Origin of the sequence: Halomonas sp. PAMB 3232 (assembly GCF_031954225.1) — a bacterium.
Taxonomy (GTDB): Bacteria; Pseudomonadota; Gammaproteobacteria; order Pseudomonadales; family Halomonadaceae; genus Vreelandella.
Window position 1 is genome coordinate 3,272,426 of record NZ_CP134865.1, and the last position, 17,212, is coordinate 3,289,637.

General features: G+C 63.7%; 13 protein-coding genes and 1 tRNA gene. 12 read left to right on the forward strand and 2 right to left on the reverse strand.

Annotated features, from left to right (window positions below; translation table 11 throughout):
* Window position 1 precedes the first annotated feature (1 nt).
* The 5 genes from RN346_RS14965 (at window position 2) to RN346_RS14985 (ending at window position 5,261) form a co-directional block, all read left to right on the forward strand.
* Window positions 2-706, forward strand: a complete 705-nt coding sequence (locus RN346_RS14965) for a formate dehydrogenase subunit gamma (RefSeq protein ID WP_263586030.1) — start codon at window positions 2-4, stop codon at window positions 704-706.
* A gap of 54 nt (window positions 707-760) precedes the next feature.
* On the forward strand, window positions 761-1,714 hold the full coding sequence (gene fdhE, locus RN346_RS14970) for a formate dehydrogenase accessory protein FdhE (protein WP_311961579.1): 954 nt from the start codon (window positions 761-763) through the stop codon (window positions 1,712-1,714).
* Between the two features lie 51 nt (window positions 1,715-1,765).
* Window positions 1,766-3,220: an L-seryl-tRNA(Sec) selenium transferase gene (gene selA, locus RN346_RS14975; RefSeq protein WP_311961580.1), complete on the forward strand. Its 1,455-nt coding sequence runs from the start codon at window positions 1,766-1,768 to the stop codon at window positions 3,218-3,220.
* Window positions 3,217-5,133 carry a selenocysteine-specific translation elongation factor gene (gene selB / locus RN346_RS14980; protein ID WP_311961581.1) on the forward strand — a complete coding sequence of 639 codons (1,917 nt, stop codon included), beginning with the start codon at window positions 3,217-3,219 and terminating at the stop codon, window positions 5,131-5,133. Before selA ends, selB begins: the two co-directional genes overlap by 4 nt.
* Window positions 5,134-5,163: 30 nt before the next feature.
* Window positions 5,164-5,261 (forward strand) — tRNA-Sec (locus RN346_RS14985).
* Between the two features lie 12 nt (window positions 5,262-5,273).
* On the opposite strand, the gene RN346_RS14990 is transcribed toward RN346_RS14985, so the two are convergent.
* Window positions 5,274-6,776, reverse strand: a complete 1,503-nt coding sequence (locus tag RN346_RS14990) for an NCS1 family nucleobase:cation symporter-1 (RefSeq protein ID WP_311958788.1) — start codon at window positions 6,774-6,776, stop codon at window positions 5,274-5,276.
* Between the two features lie 608 nt (window positions 6,777-7,384).
* Here RN346_RS14990 and RN346_RS14995 point away from each other — a divergent pair.
* From RN346_RS14995 to preA, 4 genes are all read left to right on the forward strand, one after another.
* The gene (locus RN346_RS14995; RefSeq protein ID WP_263587276.1) at window positions 7,385-8,251 is read left to right on the forward strand and encodes a nitrilase-related carbon-nitrogen hydrolase; all 867 of its coding nucleotides are present in this window, start codon (window positions 7,385-7,387) and stop codon (window positions 8,249-8,251) included.
* 30 nt (window positions 8,252-8,281) lie between these two features.
* On the forward strand, window positions 8,282-9,724 hold the full coding sequence (gene hydA / locus RN346_RS15000; protein ID WP_311961582.1) for a dihydropyrimidinase: 1,443 nt from the start codon (window positions 8,282-8,284) through the stop codon (window positions 9,722-9,724).
* An 83-nt stretch (window positions 9,725-9,807) separates the two neighbouring features.
* Window positions 9,808-11,187, forward strand: coding sequence for an NAD(P)-dependent oxidoreductase (locus RN346_RS15005; protein ID WP_311961583.1), 1,380 nt, complete (start codon window positions 9,808-9,810; stop codon window positions 11,185-11,187).
* Window positions 11,184-12,527: an NAD-dependent dihydropyrimidine dehydrogenase subunit PreA gene (preA, locus tag RN346_RS15010; protein WP_311958790.1), complete on the forward strand. Its 1,344-nt coding sequence runs from the start codon at window positions 11,184-11,186 to the stop codon at window positions 12,525-12,527. Before RN346_RS15005 ends, preA begins: the two co-directional genes overlap by 4 nt.
* Window positions 12,528-12,539: 12 nt before the next feature.
* Here preA and RN346_RS15015 read toward each other — a convergent pair whose 3' ends face one another.
* Window positions 12,540-13,316 carry a class I SAM-dependent methyltransferase gene (locus RN346_RS15015; RefSeq protein ID WP_311961584.1) on the reverse strand — a complete coding sequence of 259 codons (777 nt, stop codon included), beginning with the start codon at window positions 13,314-13,316 and terminating at the stop codon, window positions 12,540-12,542.
* A 265-nt stretch (window positions 13,317-13,581) separates the two neighbouring features.
* On the opposite strand from RN346_RS15015, the gene RN346_RS15020 reads away from it, so the two are divergent.
* The 3 genes from RN346_RS15020 to codA all read left to right on the forward strand — a co-directional run bounded on the left by RN346_RS15020 (window position 13,582) and on the right by codA (window position 17,182).
* Entirely contained in the window at window positions 13,582-14,463 is an 882-nt protein-coding gene (locus RN346_RS15020; RefSeq protein WP_263586021.1) for an ABC transporter substrate-binding protein, read from the forward strand.
* A gap of 193 nt (window positions 14,464-14,656) precedes the next feature.
* Window positions 14,657-15,934 carry a cytosine permease gene (gene codB / locus RN346_RS15025; protein ID WP_311961585.1) on the forward strand — a complete coding sequence of 426 codons (1,278 nt, stop codon included), beginning with the start codon at window positions 14,657-14,659 and terminating at the stop codon, window positions 15,932-15,934.
* On the forward strand, window positions 15,935-17,182 hold the full coding sequence (gene codA, locus RN346_RS15030; protein ID WP_263586019.1) for a cytosine deaminase: 1,248 nt from the start codon (window positions 15,935-15,937) through the stop codon (window positions 17,180-17,182).
* Window positions 17,183-17,212 lie beyond the last annotated feature (30 nt).

Here is a 17,212-nt window from a genome sequence, read left to right on the forward strand (position 1 = left end):
CATGAGCCGCGACGATCAAAACCGAAACCACCTGGGCCAGCGCATGATGCTGCGCTATTCGGCCTCGACCCGGGTCAACCATTGGACGATGGCGCTGAGTTTCATCCTGCTGGCGCTTTCGGGGCTGGCCTTTTTTCATCCGGCGTTCTTCTTTCTCACCCATACGCTGGGCGGACCGGTGTGGGCGCGCATTTTGCACCCGTTCATCGGCGTGGCGTTCTTTCTGCTCTTTGCGCTCATGGCGGTCAGCCACGTGGGCAACAACCTGCCGATCAAAAACGACGTGCGCTGGATGAAGCAGATCAAGGACGTCCTCGCCAACCGCGACGAGAAGGTGGCGCCCATCGGCAAGTACAACCCGGGCCAGAAGCTGGTGTTCTGGCTTTTGGTGCTCTGCGTGCCGACGCTCTTGATCACCGGCGTATTGATGTGGCGGCCCTGGTTTGCCGGCTACTTCCCGGTCACCATTGTGCGCATCGCAAGCCTTCTACACGCGCTCGCCGCGTTTGGCGCGATTCTCACCATCGTGATCCACATCTACGCGGCGATCTGGGTCAAGGGCTCGTTTGGCGCCATGATTCGCGGCTTCGTGACCCACGCCTGGGCCAAACATCATCACCCCCTCTGGTACGATGACCACGTCAAGCGCGAGCGGTCGCGACCGAGTACGGACGCCCCGACCAGGCGTGACGACCCTGTCGCCTGATCGCAATACGACACCACGGGGCGCCTTCAAGCGCCCCGTTTCGCAGGAGCGCGCATGAGCGACATATCCGACACGCTGCACGACCCAAAGCCCCCGCGCCACGGCGAGCCGCCCCAGGTGGTGGTGGCAGAATCGCGCCTGTTCGCCACGCGCGCGGCCCGCTTTCGCGAGCTGCAAACGCGCCTTGACGAGATGGGCTTGTTTCTGGGCTTCAACGACCACCTGGCCCGCGCCCAGCACCGCGTATTGAAGGAGCGCCAGGCCGACGCCTTCGACCCGCAGAGCTGGGACATGGCGCTGGCCCACGAATTTCCGCCGCTGGCGCCCACGGCGCTGATCGAGACGCTGGACTGGCAGGCGGATCTGACGATGCTGCTCGATGCGCTGGACCGGACCCTCGCCGACGAAGGCGAGACGTTTGACGCCCAGCGCGCACTTTTGGCCACGCCTGGCAAGCTCAGCAAGCGCAGGGAGATCGCCCGTGCCATCGTCGAACAAAAGAGCATCGCCGTTGATCAGCGCGCGTTGGCACCGCTGGTGGGCGCGGCGCTGCAGGTCACCTGGACGCGGCTGGCGCGCTCGCTCAAGCGCCTTCCCGGCCGCCCCAGGGGCGCCGCGCAGGGGCTGTGCCCCTGCTGCGGGTCGCCGCCGGTCGCTTCCACCGTGCAGCTCGGCCGCCACCGCTCGCGGGTGCGCTACCTGGTGTGCGGGCTCTGCGCGACCCAGTGGTATCTCGAGCGGGCGCGCTGTAGCCACTGCTTCGATACCGAAAAGCTCGACTATATCGGCGTAGAGGGCCCGGACGGCAAGCGCGCGCTGCCCCTTCGCGCCGAGAGTTGCGGCGCCTGCCGCGCAAGCGTTAAGTTAATGGACCGCGAATGGGAAACCGATACCGACCCGTTCGCCGACGATATCGCAACGCTTGGCCTGGACATGCTGCTGGAAGAGCTGGGCTACGCCCGCGCGGGGTTCAATCCGCTGCTCGCCTTCGGCGATGCGCAGAGCTGATCCGATTGCGAGACGCCCGGCCACCGCTCGACTCGGATACACGAAAGCCCCATGACTGACACCGCCTCTTCGACAATCGCCTCCTCCCTGACGGCGCCGGACTGGCGCCGCGCGCTGCCCTCGGTCGACCGACTGCTCGACCACCCGACGCTCAGGACGCTTGCCGAGCAGTACGGCCAGCGCCTGTGCACCCGCGTCGCCCGCGATACGCTGACGGCGCTTCGCCAGTCGCCCAGGGCGCCGGGGCTCGACGAGGCGGCGCTGGCACGCCAGGTGAGTGAAAATCTTCTGCGCTTCGTCGCGCCCAATGCCCGGGCGGTGTTCAACCTGACGGGCACCGTGATTCATACCAACCTGGGCCGGGCGCTGCTCTCCGAGCCCGCCATCGATGCCATGGCCCATGTGGCCCGCTACCCGGTGGCGCTGGAGTACGACATCGCCTCCGGCGGGCGCGGTGACCGCGACGACCTGATCGAAGCCTTGATCTGTGAGCTGACCGGTGCGGAAGCCGCCACGGTGGTCAACAACAACGCCGCCGCCGTGGTGCTCACGCTGGGGGCGCTCGGCGCCGGTCGGGAGGCGATCGTGTCGCGTGGCGAGCTGATCGAGATCGGCGGCGCCTTTCGCATGCCGGACATCATGGCCGCCGCCGGCTGCCGGCTTCGCGAGGTGGGCACCACCAACCGTACCCACCCGAAGGACTACCGCGAGGCGATCAATGAAGAGACCGGGCTTCTGATCAAGGTGCACACCTCCAACTACGCCATCGAGGGCTTCACCCGGGCGGTGGACGAAGCGGACATGGCCGAGATCGCGCACGCCGCGGGGCTCCCGCTGGTGGTGGATCTTGGCAGCGGCGCGCTCACCGATCTTTCACGCCTCGGGCTGCCCTACGAAACCCAGCCCTCTGATGCCATTGCCGCCGGCGCCGACGTGGTGACCTTCAGCGGCGACAAGCTGCTCGGCGGCCCCCAGGCCGGCATCATCGCCGGCAAGCGCGAATTCATCGAGCGCATCAAGCGCCACCCGCTCAAGCGCGCGCTGCGCCTGGACAAACTCGTGCTCGCCGCGCTCGAAGCTACGCTCAAACACTACCGCGACGACGACCACCCGGCGCACTCGCTGCCCACGCTGCGCCTGCTGACCCGCGAGGCGGACGTCATCCAGGCCGCTGGCGAGCGTGTGCTGGCCGGTATCACGACGCTTCCCGCCGGGTACCACGCTCACCTGGCCCCCTGCATGAGCCAGCTCGGCAGCGGCTCGCTGCCGGTGGACCGGCTGCCGAGCACGGCGCTGGTGCTGGAATCCAGCGCCCCACGGCGCGAGGCGCGCGAGCAGGCGCTCAAGCGTCTCGAGTGTGCCTGTCGCGAGCTTTCACGCCCGATCATCGGGCGCATCAGGGAGAGCGCGCTATGGCTCGACCTGCGCTGTCTGGCCGTCAACGATGAGCAGCTTCTGGCCGAGTCGCTGACTACCGCGCTCGCCGCCGCCGAGGCGCCGACATGATTCTGGCGACCGCGGGCCATGTGGATCATGGCAAGACGACGCTGCTCCACGCCCTGACCGGCGTGGATGCCGACACCCTCAAGGAGGAGAAAAGCCGCGGACTGACCATCGAGCCCGGCTTCATTTACCCCACGACCGCAAGCGGCGCCGAGCTCGGTTTCATCGACGTGCCGGGCCACGAGCGCTTCGTTCACAACATGCTCTCGGGCGTGGCCGGCGTCGACGGTGCGCTTTTGATCATTGCCTGCGACGACGGCGTGATGCCGCAAACCCGCGAGCATCTGGCCATTCTTACATTGCTCTCGATTCCCGTCGTCGCGGTGGTGCTGACCAAGACCGACCTGGCAAGCGACGAGCAGATTCTAGCGCGCCAACGAGAGGCCGAGGCGCTTGGCGAAGGTGCCCCGGTGTTTAGCGTCTGCGCGCGCCAGGCCACCGGGGTCGAGGCGCTCTCGATCTGGCTCGAACGGCGCGCCGGCGAGTGGCAGACCCGCCCGGCGCCGGGGCGCTTTCGCCATGCCATCGACCGGGCGTTCAGCAAGAAAGGCGCCGGGGTCGTGGTCACCGGCACGGTGGTGGACGGGCGCGTCGAGCAAGGGGATTCGCTTTGGCTGCTGCCCAGGGAAATTCGCGTTCGCGTGCGCGGGCTTCGTCGGCAGAACCAGCCAGCCGAGGCCGCCCATCGGGGCGATCGCTGCGCGCTGAACCTGGCCGGCATCGAGCGCGAGTCGCTCAAGCGCGGCGACTGGCTGGTCGATGCGCCGGAGCCCCCGGCCAGCAGCCAGCGCATCGACGTGATGCTCAAGCTGTTGCCGACGCTCGAGCGCGACGCGCTGCACTGGACGCCGGTGCACATTCACATGGGCGCGGCGCACCTGACCGGGCGGCTGGGGCTTCTTGAAGCGCCGACGCTCGCCCCCGGCGGCCAGGCGCTGGCCCAGCTAACGCTCGACCAACCCGTGCACGCTTGCTGCGGCGACCGCTTCGTGATCCGCTCGCAAAGTGCCGACGAAACCCTGGGCGGCGGGCGCGTGCTCGACCCTTGGCCGCCGCGGCGCGGCGCCCGCCGACCAGAGCGTTTGGCTTATCTAACGACGCTGCAGGCCGCGCTTGCGGCCGGCGCCGCCGAGCGCGAAGACGGCTTCGCGCCCACGCTCAAGGCGCTGGCCGCGCCTCAGCCCGGCGGTATCTCGCTCGATGAGCTGTCGAGTACGCTCAACCGAGGCGTCGAGCGCCTCGCCGCCCAGGCCAAGGCCCAGGGCCTGACGCTACTTCGCGCCGCCAGCGAATCGCGTGCCTTCGACCCGATTCATTTGGAGGCCCTGGCCCGCACGCTGATCGAGGCGCTGGAGACGTTTCACGCAGAGTCGCCTTCGGAAGTCGGTATGGAGCGCGACCGGCTGCGCCGCTGGGTCGCCCCCGGCTGGAACGTCGCGCTCTTTCGCCGCTGGCTCGAGGGGCTCGTCGCCTCGAAAAGCGTCGACGCCCAGGGTCCCTTCATCAAAAGCCCCCATCACCAGGTGGCGCTGGATGAGGCCGACCAGGCGCTGTCGCAAACGCTGCTGCCGCTTTTGGCAAACCAGTTCGATCCGCCGCGGGTGCGCGACCTGGCCCAGGCGTACCATCTCGACGAGCCCCGGGTGCGCGAGGTACTGCACGCCAACGCACGGCTGGGGCGGCTTTTTCAGCTGCGCAAGGATCACTTCTACCCGCCGGAAACGCTCGCGCAGCTCTCCGAGATCATCGAGCGTCTGGCCTGCGAGCACGGCGCGATTCGCGCCGCCGACTACCGCGACCGGACTGGGGTGGGCCGCAAGCTCGCCATCGCCCAGCTCGAGTTCTTCGACCAGGTGGGCTACACCCGCCGCGTGCGCGACGCCCGTCAGCTGCGCCAGCCTGGCATGTGGCACTAAAAGCGGTTAGGCTTTTCGAGACGCAACGCAGGAGGAGGTTCGCTCCCCGGTGGGACGACCGGACTTCAACTCCGAGTAGGGGCTGCCATGCAGCCCCTGGTGGGTTCGACTCCCACCCTCCTCCGCCACGAGCGTTTCCCTCACGTCATGTCCGTTGCGGCCATCTTCTGGTGGGCCTTTTCATGCCCCATGAGCGTGCTTGCCACAAAATAAACGATCGCCCCAAGAATCGAGCCGGTGAACCAGCCGTAGTCGTAGAACCAGTTCATCGTCCCTGTCAAAAGCGATACCAGCGTCAGCCCCACCGGCACCCCGAAGGCGATGAAGCCGGCGACGTTCACCGCCGGATAGGCGTGGCCATCCATGTAAAGACTCGGCACGTCCAGCGACTGCTTCTTGATCAGAAAATAATCTACCGCCATGATGCCGGCGATTGGCCCCAAAAGGCTCGAATAACCCAGCAGCCAGTTCGAGTACATCTGCTCGAGCGAGACGCCCTGGGCGATCACCCCCGCCTTTTGCAGCAGGTCGTAACCCATCAGCAGCACGCCGACCAGCCCCGTCATCAGCACCCCGCGCGTCTGATTGATCAGTTTCGGGGCGATGTTCTGGAAATCGTTGGTAGGCGAGACGATGTTCGAAGCGGTGTTGGTGGAAATCGTCGCCACGATGATCAGAAGCATCGCCAGAATGACCCAGAACGGGCTATCGATGAAGCCGATCAGGCGCACCGGATCCGCCACGGTCTGGCCGACGAGGGTTTCCGAGGCCGCCGTCATCACCACGCCGAGCGAGGCGAAGAAGAACATGGTGAGCGGAAGCCCCATGATCTGGCCGACGATCTGATCCTTCTGGCTTTTGGCGAAGCGGCTAAAATCGGGAATGTTCAGCGAAAGCGTCGCCCAGAAACCCACCATGGCGGTCAGGCCAGCGAAGAAGTAACCGTAGACCGGCGCGCCTTCCGGGCGTGAAGGTGGCTGGGCGAGTAGCTCGGTCATCGACATGTGCGGCCAGGCCCAGACCATCAGCCCCACGCCCACCGCCAATAGCAGCGGCGCAGCCAGTGTTTCCATCCACTTGATCGACTCCGCGCCGCGAATCACCACGTAGAGGTTCATGGCGCCGAAGACGAAAAAGCCGATCACTTCACCAACGCCGCCCAGCGCCGCCCAGGCGGGAAACAGCGCCGACAGCAGCAGATGGATCGCCAACCCCCCGAACATGGTCTGGATACCGAACCAGCCGCAGCCCACCAGCGCGCGCACCAGACAAGGCACGTTCGAGCCCAGAATGCCGAAACAGGAGCGCAATACGATGGGAAAGGGAATGCCGAACTTGGTGCCGGGAAAGGCGTTGAGCGTCAGGGGCAGCAGCAGGATGACGTTGGCGATGAGAATGGTGAAAAGCGCCTCGCCCACGCTCAACCCAAAGTAGGCGGTCAGCACGCCGCCCAGGGTGTAGGTGGGCACGCAGATCGACATGCCGACCCAGAGCGCGGCGATGTTCCACTTGCTCCAGGTGCGCTCGCTTGCTTTGGTCGGCGCGATATCCTCGTTGAAGCGGGGGCTTTGACGAACGTCGTCGTTCACCTCGAGTTCTATCAACCCCTCTCGGTCTACCATGCGAGATGTTGTAACGGTCATGGAGTTCTCCTCAGCAGAGCCACTGTCGTTTATCGTTATTGCGTCAGGCTTTAAATCGAGTCAGCGCTAACCCCAGCAATAAGCATGCCTACACTTGGCTTAAAGCGCATAAACGATTGAATTAAAGCTGACCTTTTCGACATGTAATCTCGTACCAGTCTCGAATTTTTTGTTATTGACAAACCGGCTTTTAAAAGCCATTGCCAAAATAGCGCACTTGGCCTCAAAAACGCACCAAAAAGTCTCTTTGAATAAAAACGGAAAAACAAATAAATCTATAAACAACTGTTTTTTATAAAAAATATTTTTAAAAATCTTTATTTCAAAGCACTCATGAACACGTAATAGACCAATAAAAATTACTAAAAAACAATAAAATCATAACGTTAAAAGTTATTTTAAAGCACGCCACAAAAACCTTGAAAGGCGCCCGCGTTTCGCACTACTCTCAAAAAAGCTGCCGACATGGACAGCTTTATAATCATTACAAAAAAACTCCCTCGCTGCTTGGCGAGTGGATCTTGCAGCACGCCTTGATCGTCAATAGCGATAACCGTCATCGCGCCCAATCGGGCGACGGTGTGTGCAAGCAAAGAGAGGGCCTCGAGATGCAAACGATGAAGATCGGCTTGATCCAGATGGGATTGAAGGCCAGTACCGACCAGGACCCCGCGCAGATTCGTGACGCCATGAACGAAGCGCACTTACCGATGATCGAGCAGGCCGCGAGCCAGGGCGTGCAGGTGCTCTGCTTTCAGGAAGTGTTCAACCAGCCCTATTTTTGCCCCAGTCAGGACGAGAAGTGGTACGCCGCCGCCGAGCGGGTACCCGAAGGGCCGACCTGCCAGCTGATGCAGACGCTCGCCGCCAAGCATCGCATGGTGATCATCGTACCCGTCTACGAAGAGACCGAAACCGGGGTCTATTACAACACCGCGGCGGTGTTCGACGCCGATGGCAGTTTTCTTGGCAAGTACCACAAGACCCACATCCCCCAGGTCGCCGGGTTCTGGGAGAAGTACTTCTTCAAGCCAGGCAAGTCCGACTGGCCGGTGTTCGATACCGCCTTCGGCAAGATCGGCGTTTATATCTGCTACGACCGCCACTTCCCCGAAGGCTGGCGGGCGCTGGCGCTCAATGGCGCCGAAGTGATCTTCAACCCCTCCGCCACCGTCGCCGGGCTCTCGCAATATCTTTGGGAGCTCGAGCAGCCCGCCTCCGCCGCCGCCAACGGCTGCTTCATCGCCGCCATCAACCGGGTCGGCACCGAGGCGCCCTGGAACATCGGGGACTTCTACGGCTCGAGCTACATCGTCAACCCGCGCGGCAAGATCGAAGCCCAGGCCAGCGCCACCGAGGATGAGCTGCTGGTGCACGAAATCGATCTGGATGCGGTGCGCGAGGCGCGCAACAACTGGCAGTTCTTCCGCGACCGCCGCCCCGAGACCTACACCCGCCTGACCGACGGCGAATAACCAAGCGACTGGTACAGCAGGAGAGATCCCATGAGCCTACTCATCAAGGGCGGCACCGTCATCACCCACGCCGACACCTACCGCGCCGACGTACTCTGCGTCGATGGCAAGATCGAGGCCATCGGCATGAACTTGGATACCCCCGAGGGCTGCGAGATCGTCGACGCCACGGACCAGCTCGTCATGCCCGGCGGCATCGACCCCCACACCCATATGCAGATGCCCTTCATGGGCGCGGTGGCCAGCGAAGACTTCTACACCGGCACCGCCGCGGCGATGGCCGGGGGCACCACCACGATCATCGACTTCGTCATCCCGAGCCCCGGTCAGTCGCTGCTGGAAGCTTTCGAGACCTGGCAGGGCTGGGCCGAGAAAGCCGCCACCGACTTCGCCTTCCACGTGGCGATCACCTGGTGGGACGACAGCGTGAAAGAAGAAATGGGCACGCTGGTCCATGAGCACGGCGTCAACAGCTTCAAGCACTTCATGGCCTACAAGGGCGCGATCATGGCCACCGATGACATCCTCGTGGAGAGCTTTTCGCGCTGCCTGGAGCTGGGTGCGGTGCCCACCGTCCACGCCGAAAACGGCGAGCTGGTCTACCACATGCAGCAAAAGTTGCTCGCCCAGGGCATGACCGGCCCGGAAGCTCACCCGCTGTCGCGCCCGCCTCAGGTCGAAGGGGAAGCCGCCAGCCGGGCCATCCGTATCGCCAGCACCCTGGGCGCACCGGTGTATCTCGTGCACGTATCTACCAAGGATGCGGTGGACGAGATCGCCTACGCCCGCCAGCAGGGCCACGCGGTGTTTGGTGAGGCGCTCGCCGGGCACCTGGTGCTCGACGACAGCGTCTACCAGCACCCGGACTGGGCCACGGCGGCGGCGCACGTGATGAGCCCACCCTTTCGCCCGAAAGGCCACCAGGAGGCGCTCTGGCACGGCCTGCAGTCGGGCAACCTGCAAACCACCGCCACCGATCACTGCTGCTTCTGCGAGGAGCAAAAAGCCGCCGGCCGTGAGGACTTCACCAAAATCCCCAACGGCACCGCCGGCGTCGAGGACCGCATGGCCGTGCTGTGGGACGAAGGGGTGAACACCGGCAAGCTCTCGCCGCAGCAGTTCGTCGCCCTGACCTCTACCAACACCGCCGAGATCTTCAACCTCTACCCGCGCAAGGGGGCGATTCAGGTCGGTGCCGACGCCGATATCGTGGTGTGGGACCCCAACGGCACGCGCACCATCTCCGCCAAAACCCACCACCAGAACGTCGACTTCAATATTTTCGAGGGCAAGACGGTGCGCGGCATTGCTCGCCATACCGTTAGCCAGGGTAAGTGGGTCTGGCGCGATGGCAAGGAGCTACACGCCGAGCGCGGCGCCGGACGCTATCTCGAGCGCCCCGCCTATCCGGGCATCTTCGAGCAGCTCAAAAAGCGCGCCGAACTCAACGCCCCCAAAGCGGTAAACCGCTGAGGCAGCGCCCATCGATATAACGACCATCGACAAAGAATAGCGACATAAAAACCATCGATACCCACGTATCGGGAGAGACGACCGTGACCCATCCACTCGACTACCTGCCGAGCGCACAAGAGGTCGGCACCTACGACGGCCCGGCGCTTGCCGGCAACTTCAGCGACCTTCATCCACCGCTCACCCAGCGCCAGGCGATCATCGAGAGCCAGCGCTGTCTTTACTGCTTCGATGCGCCCTGCGTCGAGGCGTGCCCGTCGGAGATCGACGTGCCTAGCTTCATTCGCCAGATCAACGAGGGCAACATCAACGGCGCGGCGCAGACGATTCTGGAAGCCAACATCCTGGGCGGCAGCTGCGCCCGAGTGTGCCCGACCGAGATTCTCTGCGAGCAGAGCTGCGTGCGTAATCACGACGCCGAGTGCCAGCCGGTGCTCATCGGCCTGTTGCAGCGCCACGCCACCGATCACATGCAGTTTGACGGCCACCCGTTCAAGCGTGCGTCCGCCACTGGCCGTCACATCGCGGTGGTGGGCGCCGGCCCCGCCGGGCTCTCCTGCGCCCATCGACTCGCGCTTCTGGGCCATCGAGTAACGATTTTCGAGGCCGAGGCCAAACCCGGCGGGCTCAACGAGTACGGCATCGCCCGCTACAAGATGACCGACGACTTCGCCCGCCGCGAGGTGGAGTTTCTGCTCGAGGTGGGTGGCATCGACATTGAGTACGGCCAGCGCCTGGGCGAAAACGTGACGCTGGGCGAGCTGCGCGAGCGTTTCGATAGCGTGTTTCTGGGCCTGGGCCTCGGCGCCAGCCGGGCGCTGATGCTGAGTGACGAAGACGCCACCGGATCACTCGCCGCCGTCGACTACATCAAGCTGCTGCGCCAGACCAACGACCTGGGCCAACTGCCCGTGGCCCGGCGCTGTATCGTGATCGGTGCCGGCAATACGGCAATCGATATGGCCACGCAAATGGCGCGTTTGGGCGCGTCTGAAGTGACGCTGGTCTACCGGCGCGGGCTGGAGGCGATGTCCGCCACTCACCACGAGCAGGAGATCGCCAAAGCCAACGGCGTGCGCATGCTCACCTGGGCGCAGCCGGATCAGGTGCTGCTCGACGAGCAGGGCCGCGTGTCGGGCATGCGCTTTGCCAGAACCCGCGCCGAGGAGCGCGGCCTGGCGCTGACCGGCGAACACGTCGACATCCCGGCGGACGCCATCTTCAAGGCGATTGGCCAAGGCTTCGAGAGCCAGAGCCTTACGGATGCCACCGCCGCCGAGCTTGCCCGCGACGGCGAGCGCATTCGCATCGACGATCATTTTCAGACCTCGATGGCCGGCGTTTACGCCGGCGGCGACTGCGTGGCACCGGGGCAGGATCTGACCGTGCAGGCCGTGCAGCACGGCAAGCTCGCCGCCCACGCCATTCACCAGGCGCTGATCGCGCGTCAGGAGGCCGCATGAACACCAACGCTTTCACTCCCCTCGCCTTTCCCGGCAAGAAAGGGCGCGGCGACGCCGTGGTCAACGGTGTCGATCTCTCGGTCAACTTTGCCGGCATCAAGGCCCCCAACCCCTTCTGGCTCGCCTCGGCGCCGCCTACCGACAAGGCCTACAACGTGGTGCGCGCGTTTGAAGCCGGCTGGGGCGGCGTGGTCTGGAAGACGCTTGGCGAAGAGCCGCCGGCGGTGAACGTATCGTCGCGCTACTCCGCCCACTACGGCAAGAACCGCGAGGTGATCGGTTTCAACAATATCGAGCTGATCACCGACCGTTCGCTGGAGGTGAACCTGGCCGAAATTACCCAGGTGAAAAAGGAGTGGCCGGACCGGGCGCTGATCGTCTCGATCATGGTGCCCTGCGTCGAGGCGTCCTGGGCCTACATTCTGCCGCGGGTCGAGGCCACCGGCGCCGATGGCATCGAGCTGAATCTGGGCTGCCCCCACGGCATGCCAGAGCGCGGCATGGGCGCGGCGGTAGGCCAGAACCCGGATCTCATCGAGCAGGTCACCGCCTGGTGCAAGAAGTACTACTCGAAGCCGGTGATCGTAAAGCTCACCCCCAACATCACCGATATCCGCGTGGGTGCCCGGGCGGCGCTGCGCGGCGGGGCGGATGCGGTGTCGCTGATCAACACCATCAACTCGATCACCAGCATCGATCTCGACAACATGGTCGCCAAGCCCACCGTGGGCCACCAGAGCACCCACGGCGGCTACTGCGGCAGCGCGGTCAAGCCCATCGCCATGAACATGGTGGCCGAGATCGCCCGCGACGTCGAAACCCCTGCGCTGCCCATTTCCGGCATCGGCGGTATCTCGAGCTGGCGGGATGCGGCGGAGTTCATTGCGCTCGGGGCGGGCAGCGTGCAGGTCTGCACCGCAGCGATGCTCAACGGCTTTCGCATCGTCGAGGAGATGAAGGATGGCCTATCGCGCTGGATGGCGGAGAAAGGCTACGCGTCGGTCGAGGCGTTCTCGCGCAAGGCGATCCCGCAAACCACCGACTGGAAACACCTGGACATCAACTTCAAGACCATCGCCCACATCGACCAGGATCTCTGCATCGAGTGCGGGCGCTGCTATATCGCCTGCGAGGACACCTCGCACCAGTCGATCGCCAAGCTCTCCGAGCCCGGCGGCGCGCGCCGCTATGAAGTGATCGACGAGGAGTGCGTGGGCTGCAACCTGTGCCAGATCACCTGCCCGGTGGAGAACTGCATCACCATGGTGCCTCAGGAAACCGGCAAGGGCTTTCTGGCTTGGGACGACGACCCGCGAAACCCCTTCAAGGCCGCCGGTTAGACGTAAAACGCCTCAAGCGCCCTGCGGGGCGCTTTTTTTCGGCTCGGCCACCATCACGTAGTCCGCGCCGTGACTGAGCCCGCCGTCGATGTCGATGTGCGAAAGCGCGCGGCGCTCCAGATCCTCGACGTGCTTGAGCATCGCCTGGGCCAGGTAACGGTCGGCGATCGTCGCCATGCGCTGGCGGCACATCTTCATCTGGCCCTCGACGAACTTCTTGCCGTAGCGGATCGGGAAGCGTTTGGTCTCGACGACCTCGAAACCGGCGCGGTCGAGCTGACGTTCGACCCAGGCACTCGGGTACTCGCGGTAGGTGCGCTCGCCGGCCAGCAGTAGGCAGGCATCGCGCAGCCGACCGATCTCCACCACCAGCTTGCCCGACGCGGTGGTCGCATCGAACGGCACGTAGGGCTCGAGACCCACCAGGTATAGCCGCTTTTTCGTCAGCGCGCAGAGCCGGGGAAACAGCTCGTCCTGCCAGTAGGGGGCGAAGCCATCGATGGCGCCGAGCAGGTAGTCCGCCAACACGGTGTCGAAACGCTCGTCGGCGAGAAAGCGCGGATCCTGCCAGTTGCCCAGCACCAGCCGGTCCTGCTCCCGTTTTTTTCCTTGTACGGCACGCTCGACACTTTGCGCCATACCGCCGGCGCCGGTCACCGCTGTCCAGCGCGTGGTATCGAGCCCGCTCACCCAGTTGATCGAGTTGATGCCAGTGCCAGCGTCCAGAAAATCGCCCCACTCGCGCTCGCCTTGAAGCGCTTCGATATGTTCGAAAAGTACGGATGCCACCCGGGTTCTCCCTGCCAGGTTGTGGTTGTGACCGCAAGGAGTGCGGGCACGGCCTTAAATAAATATAATATAACATTTCAATTTATCTGGCGATCACGGCTACCTCTTTTGAAAGCGTTCGTATCGAAAGCTTCTGTATTGAACGCTTACGTGTTGAAAGCGTTTGTTTTAAAAGCCTCCGTTCTGAAAAAAAGTGACAATGCCTAACCATTGCTAATATGATAATAAATCTCATATAAAACATCTTCTCAAAAAAGGGAATGTCATGAAGAAAATCGCCATGAAATCAGCGCTCGCCACTTCCTCGCTTCTGGCCGCCGCCGTCAGCGCTGGCGCCCACGCCGAGGAGCGCTTCGCGCTGTTCGATCTGGGCAGCCTGGACACGCTGATCGCGCTGGGCGCCAGCGATCAGGTGGTCGGCTATCCCAAACAGACCATGCCCGGCTACCTGTCGAGCCTGGAAGAGGGCGACTACACCGATATCGGCGGTTTGAAAACGCCGGATCTCGACGCGCTGGCCGAGAGCGAGCCGACGCTGATCGTCTATACCGGCCGTCAGGGCGAGCACAAGGAGGCGTTAGAGGCGATCGCGCCGCTGTTCGACGCGGGCCTGACCGGCGACGACTACCTCGCCGCCTTCGATGACAACGTGCGCACCCTAGCCGAACACGCGGGCCTTGAGAGCGAGGCCGAAGATGCCCTCGAAACGCTGCACAATGAGATCGAGACCCAGCGTGAAGCGCTTGCCGATGCCCCGCGCACGCTGGTCGTGACTCATAATGACGGTAACTACTCGCTCAACGAGCATCCGGTGATTCACGAGCTGCTGGGCGTCGAGAAGCAGGCGATGCCGGACGGCGTCGAGGCCGAAACCTTCGGTGAGCGCAGCTTCACGCGGCTCTCGCCAGAAGCGATCGCCGAGATCGACCCGGAGCGCCTGCTGATCATCGACCGCAGCGCCGCCATCGGCCAGCAGCCGCTCGATGCCGACGAACTGCGCCAGCAGCTCGAAGAGGCCGGCGCCGCCAATGCCGAGGTCGCCGTGCTCTCGCCGGCGCTTTGGTATCTTTCCGGCGGCGGCCTGCAGAGTCTGTCGCTTCAGATCGACGAAGTGGTGAGCGCGCTGGGCACCGCGCCGGCGTCCTGAGTCTCGATCCTTTAAGCCATATAACCTTGAACGCCCCCCGCCCCCTCCCTGCAAGGGGGCGTTTTTTTGCCCCGCCCAACGCGACCGAAGCCAACCACCTCGCAGCTCATTAGAAAACGCTCAACTGGCCTGTTTATTGCTTCATTCAAGGTTTACCGCAACGCGCGCGATGCGCCGTCACGAGGTCTTGAGCATGCAAACATCCGACTACCCCCTGCGCGAGGTGCCCGCCAGCGCCCGTAAGGGGCTTCTCTCTACGTCCGTCGTGTTACTGGGGTTCACCTTTTTCACCGCCACCATGTGGGCCGGCGGCTCGCTTGGTCAGGCCTTTCCCATTGGCCAACTTTTGTGGGTCGTGCTGCTGGGCAATCTGCTGCTCGGCGCCTACGCCGCCGCACTGGGCTACATTGCCTGCAAGAGCGGGCTCAACGCCGTGCTCATGGGCCGATTCTGCTTCGGTGAGAAGGGCAGCAAGCTGTCGGATTTCATTCTCGGTTTTACGCAGATCGGCTGGTACGCCTGGGGCACGGCCACCATCGCCGTCGTGCTGGTACGCACCACCGGGATGCAAGAATGGATGGAAATCCCTCTTATGGTGCTTTTTGGGTTCGGTTTCTGCATCACCGCGATGATCGGCTACCGCGGCATGGACTGGCTATCGCGCGTTGCTGTGCCGGCCATGATGGTTTTCATTCTGCTGAGCCTGGCCGCCGGGCTGGTCGACGTGGGCGGCTTTGCCGGTCTTGCCCGCCAAACGCCGAGCGAGAGCATGAACGTGGCCGCGGCGGTCACGGTCATCATCGGCACCTTCATCAGCGGCGGCACCCAGGCAACCAACTGGAGCCGCTTCGCCAAAAGCCCGCGCGTGGCGGTCATCGCCACGCTGCTGGCCTTTCTGGTCGGTAACGGGCTGATGGTGCTGACCGGGGCGCTTGGCGCGATGATTTACCAGCAGGCGGACATCGTCGACGTGCTGATCGCCCAGGGGTTCGTATCGATTGCGGTGCTGATGCTGTTTCTCAATATCTGGACCACTCAGGACAACACCATCTACAACTTCGCCGTGGCCGGGTGTAACCTGGTCCGCACCGACCGGCGACGCACGGTGACCGTGGCAGGGGCGGCGATTGGCACCGTGCTGGCCGTCGGCGGCATGTACAATTATCTGATTCCATTTCTGGTGCTGCTCGGCACCTTCATTCCGCCAATGGGTGGAGTGATCATGGCGGACTTCTGGCTCAAGCATCGGGGCCGCTACCCGGCCCTGATCGATGCCAACCTGCCCGCTTTCGATCGCCGGGGCCTCACCGCCTACGCCATTGGCGCCGCGGCGGCCTACTTCTCGCCGCTGTTGCCGCCGCTGGTCGGCGTGCTGATGGCCGCGCTAAGCTATGCCCTGCTGCTGCACGTGGGTCAGCCGGCACCGGTCAATCGCCTTTCATCTTCTACCGAACACTCTGTGAGCCACTGAATGCATATCGTCAACGCCCGCCTGCGCCAGCGCGCCGAACTCTTCGAGATTAAAATCGACAACGGCGTCTTCACCGCCATCGAGGCGCAGAGCGCTCCCATCGAGGCCTCGGCCGATCAGCTCGATGCCGGCGGCAAGCTTGCCTGCGCGCCGTTCATCGAGCCGCACATCCACCTGGACGCCGCACTGACCGCCGGTGAACCGGCCTGGAACGAAAGCGGCACGCTGTTCGAGGGCATCGAGCGCTGGGGAGAGCGCAAGCCGATGCTTTCTGAGGCCGATATCCGCGAGCGCGTCATCAAGACGCTTAACCTGCTGATCGGTAACGGTGTGCAGTTCGTGCGTACCCACGCCGACACCAGTGACCCGAGCCTGGTCGGCCTCAAAACGCTGTGCGCGCTGCGCGACGAGTTCAGGGACAAGATCGATATCCAGGTGGTCGCCTTTCCCCAGGACGGCCTGCTCTCTTTTCCAAACGGCGACAAGCTGATGGAAGAGGCGCTGGAGATCGGCGCCGACGCGGTGGGCGGCATTCCCCACTTCGAGTACACCCGGGAGCTAGGGGTGGCCTCGATGAAGCGGGTGATCGAGCTTGCCATGAAGTACGACCGGCTGGTCGACGTGCACTGCGACGAGATCGACGACCCCAATTCGCGCTTTCTCGAAGTGCTGGCCTGCGAGGCGCTGTTCAACGATCTGGGCTCGCGCGTCACCGCCAGCCACACCGTGGCGATGCACTCCTACGACAACGCCTACTGCTCCAAGCTTTTTCGACTGCTCAAGCAGTCGAACATCAACTTCATCGCCTGCCCCACCGAAAGCATTCATCTGCAGGGGCGCTTCGACACCTACCCCAAGCGCCGCGGCGTGACCCGGGTCAAGGAGCTCGACGCGGCGGGCATCAACGTCTGCTTCGCCGAGGACTCGATCTTCGATCCCTGGTACTCGCTGGGTAACGGCAAGCTTCTGCGCACCCTCGATTTCGGCCTGCACATCTGCCAGATGATGGGCTACAAGGATTTCAGCAAGGCGCTTTCGCTGGTGACCGACAACAGCGCGCGCACGCTCAATATCGAAGATCGCTACGGCATCGAAGTGGACAAGCCCGCAAGCTTCAACCTGCTCGACGGTGAGGACGACTACAGCGTGCTGCGCAACCAGGGGGATGTGTTGCTCTCGGTACGCAAGGGCGAGGTGATCATGCAGCGCGAGCCGTCAAGAATCGTCACACCCGCCTGGATTGGCTGAGATCAGAAAAGCGCGTTAATCTGAAACGGT

What these genes read in the sequence shown, in the direction of transcription:
- RN346_RS14965 (WP_263586030.1), top strand. Translation starts at nt 2, where the DNA reads ATGAGCCGCGACGATCAAAACCGAAACCACCTGGGCCAGCGCATGATG.
- fdhE (WP_311961579.1), top strand. Translation starts at nt 761, where the DNA reads ATGAGCGACATATCCGACACGCTGCACGACCCAAAGCCCCCGCGCCAC.
- selA (WP_311961580.1), top strand. Translation starts at nt 1,766, where the DNA reads ATGACTGACACCGCCTCTTCGACAATCGCCTCCTCCCTGACGGCGCCG.
- selB (WP_311961581.1), top strand. Translation starts at nt 3,217, where the DNA reads ATGATTCTGGCGACCGCGGGCCATGTGGATCATGGCAAGACGACGCTG.
- RN346_RS14990 (WP_311958788.1), bottom strand. Translation starts at nt 6,776, where the DNA reads ATGACCGTTACAACATCTCGCATGGTAGACCGAGAGGGGTTGATAGAA.
- RN346_RS14995 (WP_263587276.1), top strand. Translation starts at nt 7,385, where the DNA reads ATGCAAACGATGAAGATCGGCTTGATCCAGATGGGATTGAAGGCCAGT.
- hydA (WP_311961582.1), top strand. Translation starts at nt 8,282, where the DNA reads ATGAGCCTACTCATCAAGGGCGGCACCGTCATCACCCACGCCGACACC.
- preA (WP_311958790.1), top strand. Translation starts at nt 11,184, where the DNA reads ATGAACACCAACGCTTTCACTCCCCTCGCCTTTCCCGGCAAGAAAGGG.
- RN346_RS15020 (WP_263586021.1), top strand. Translation starts at nt 13,582, where the DNA reads ATGAAGAAAATCGCCATGAAATCAGCGCTCGCCACTTCCTCGCTTCTG.
- codB (WP_311961585.1), top strand. Translation starts at nt 14,657, where the DNA reads ATGCAAACATCCGACTACCCCCTGCGCGAGGTGCCCGCCAGCGCCCGT.
- codA (WP_263586019.1), top strand. Translation starts at nt 15,935, where the DNA reads ATGCATATCGTCAACGCCCGCCTGCGCCAGCGCGCCGAACTCTTCGAG.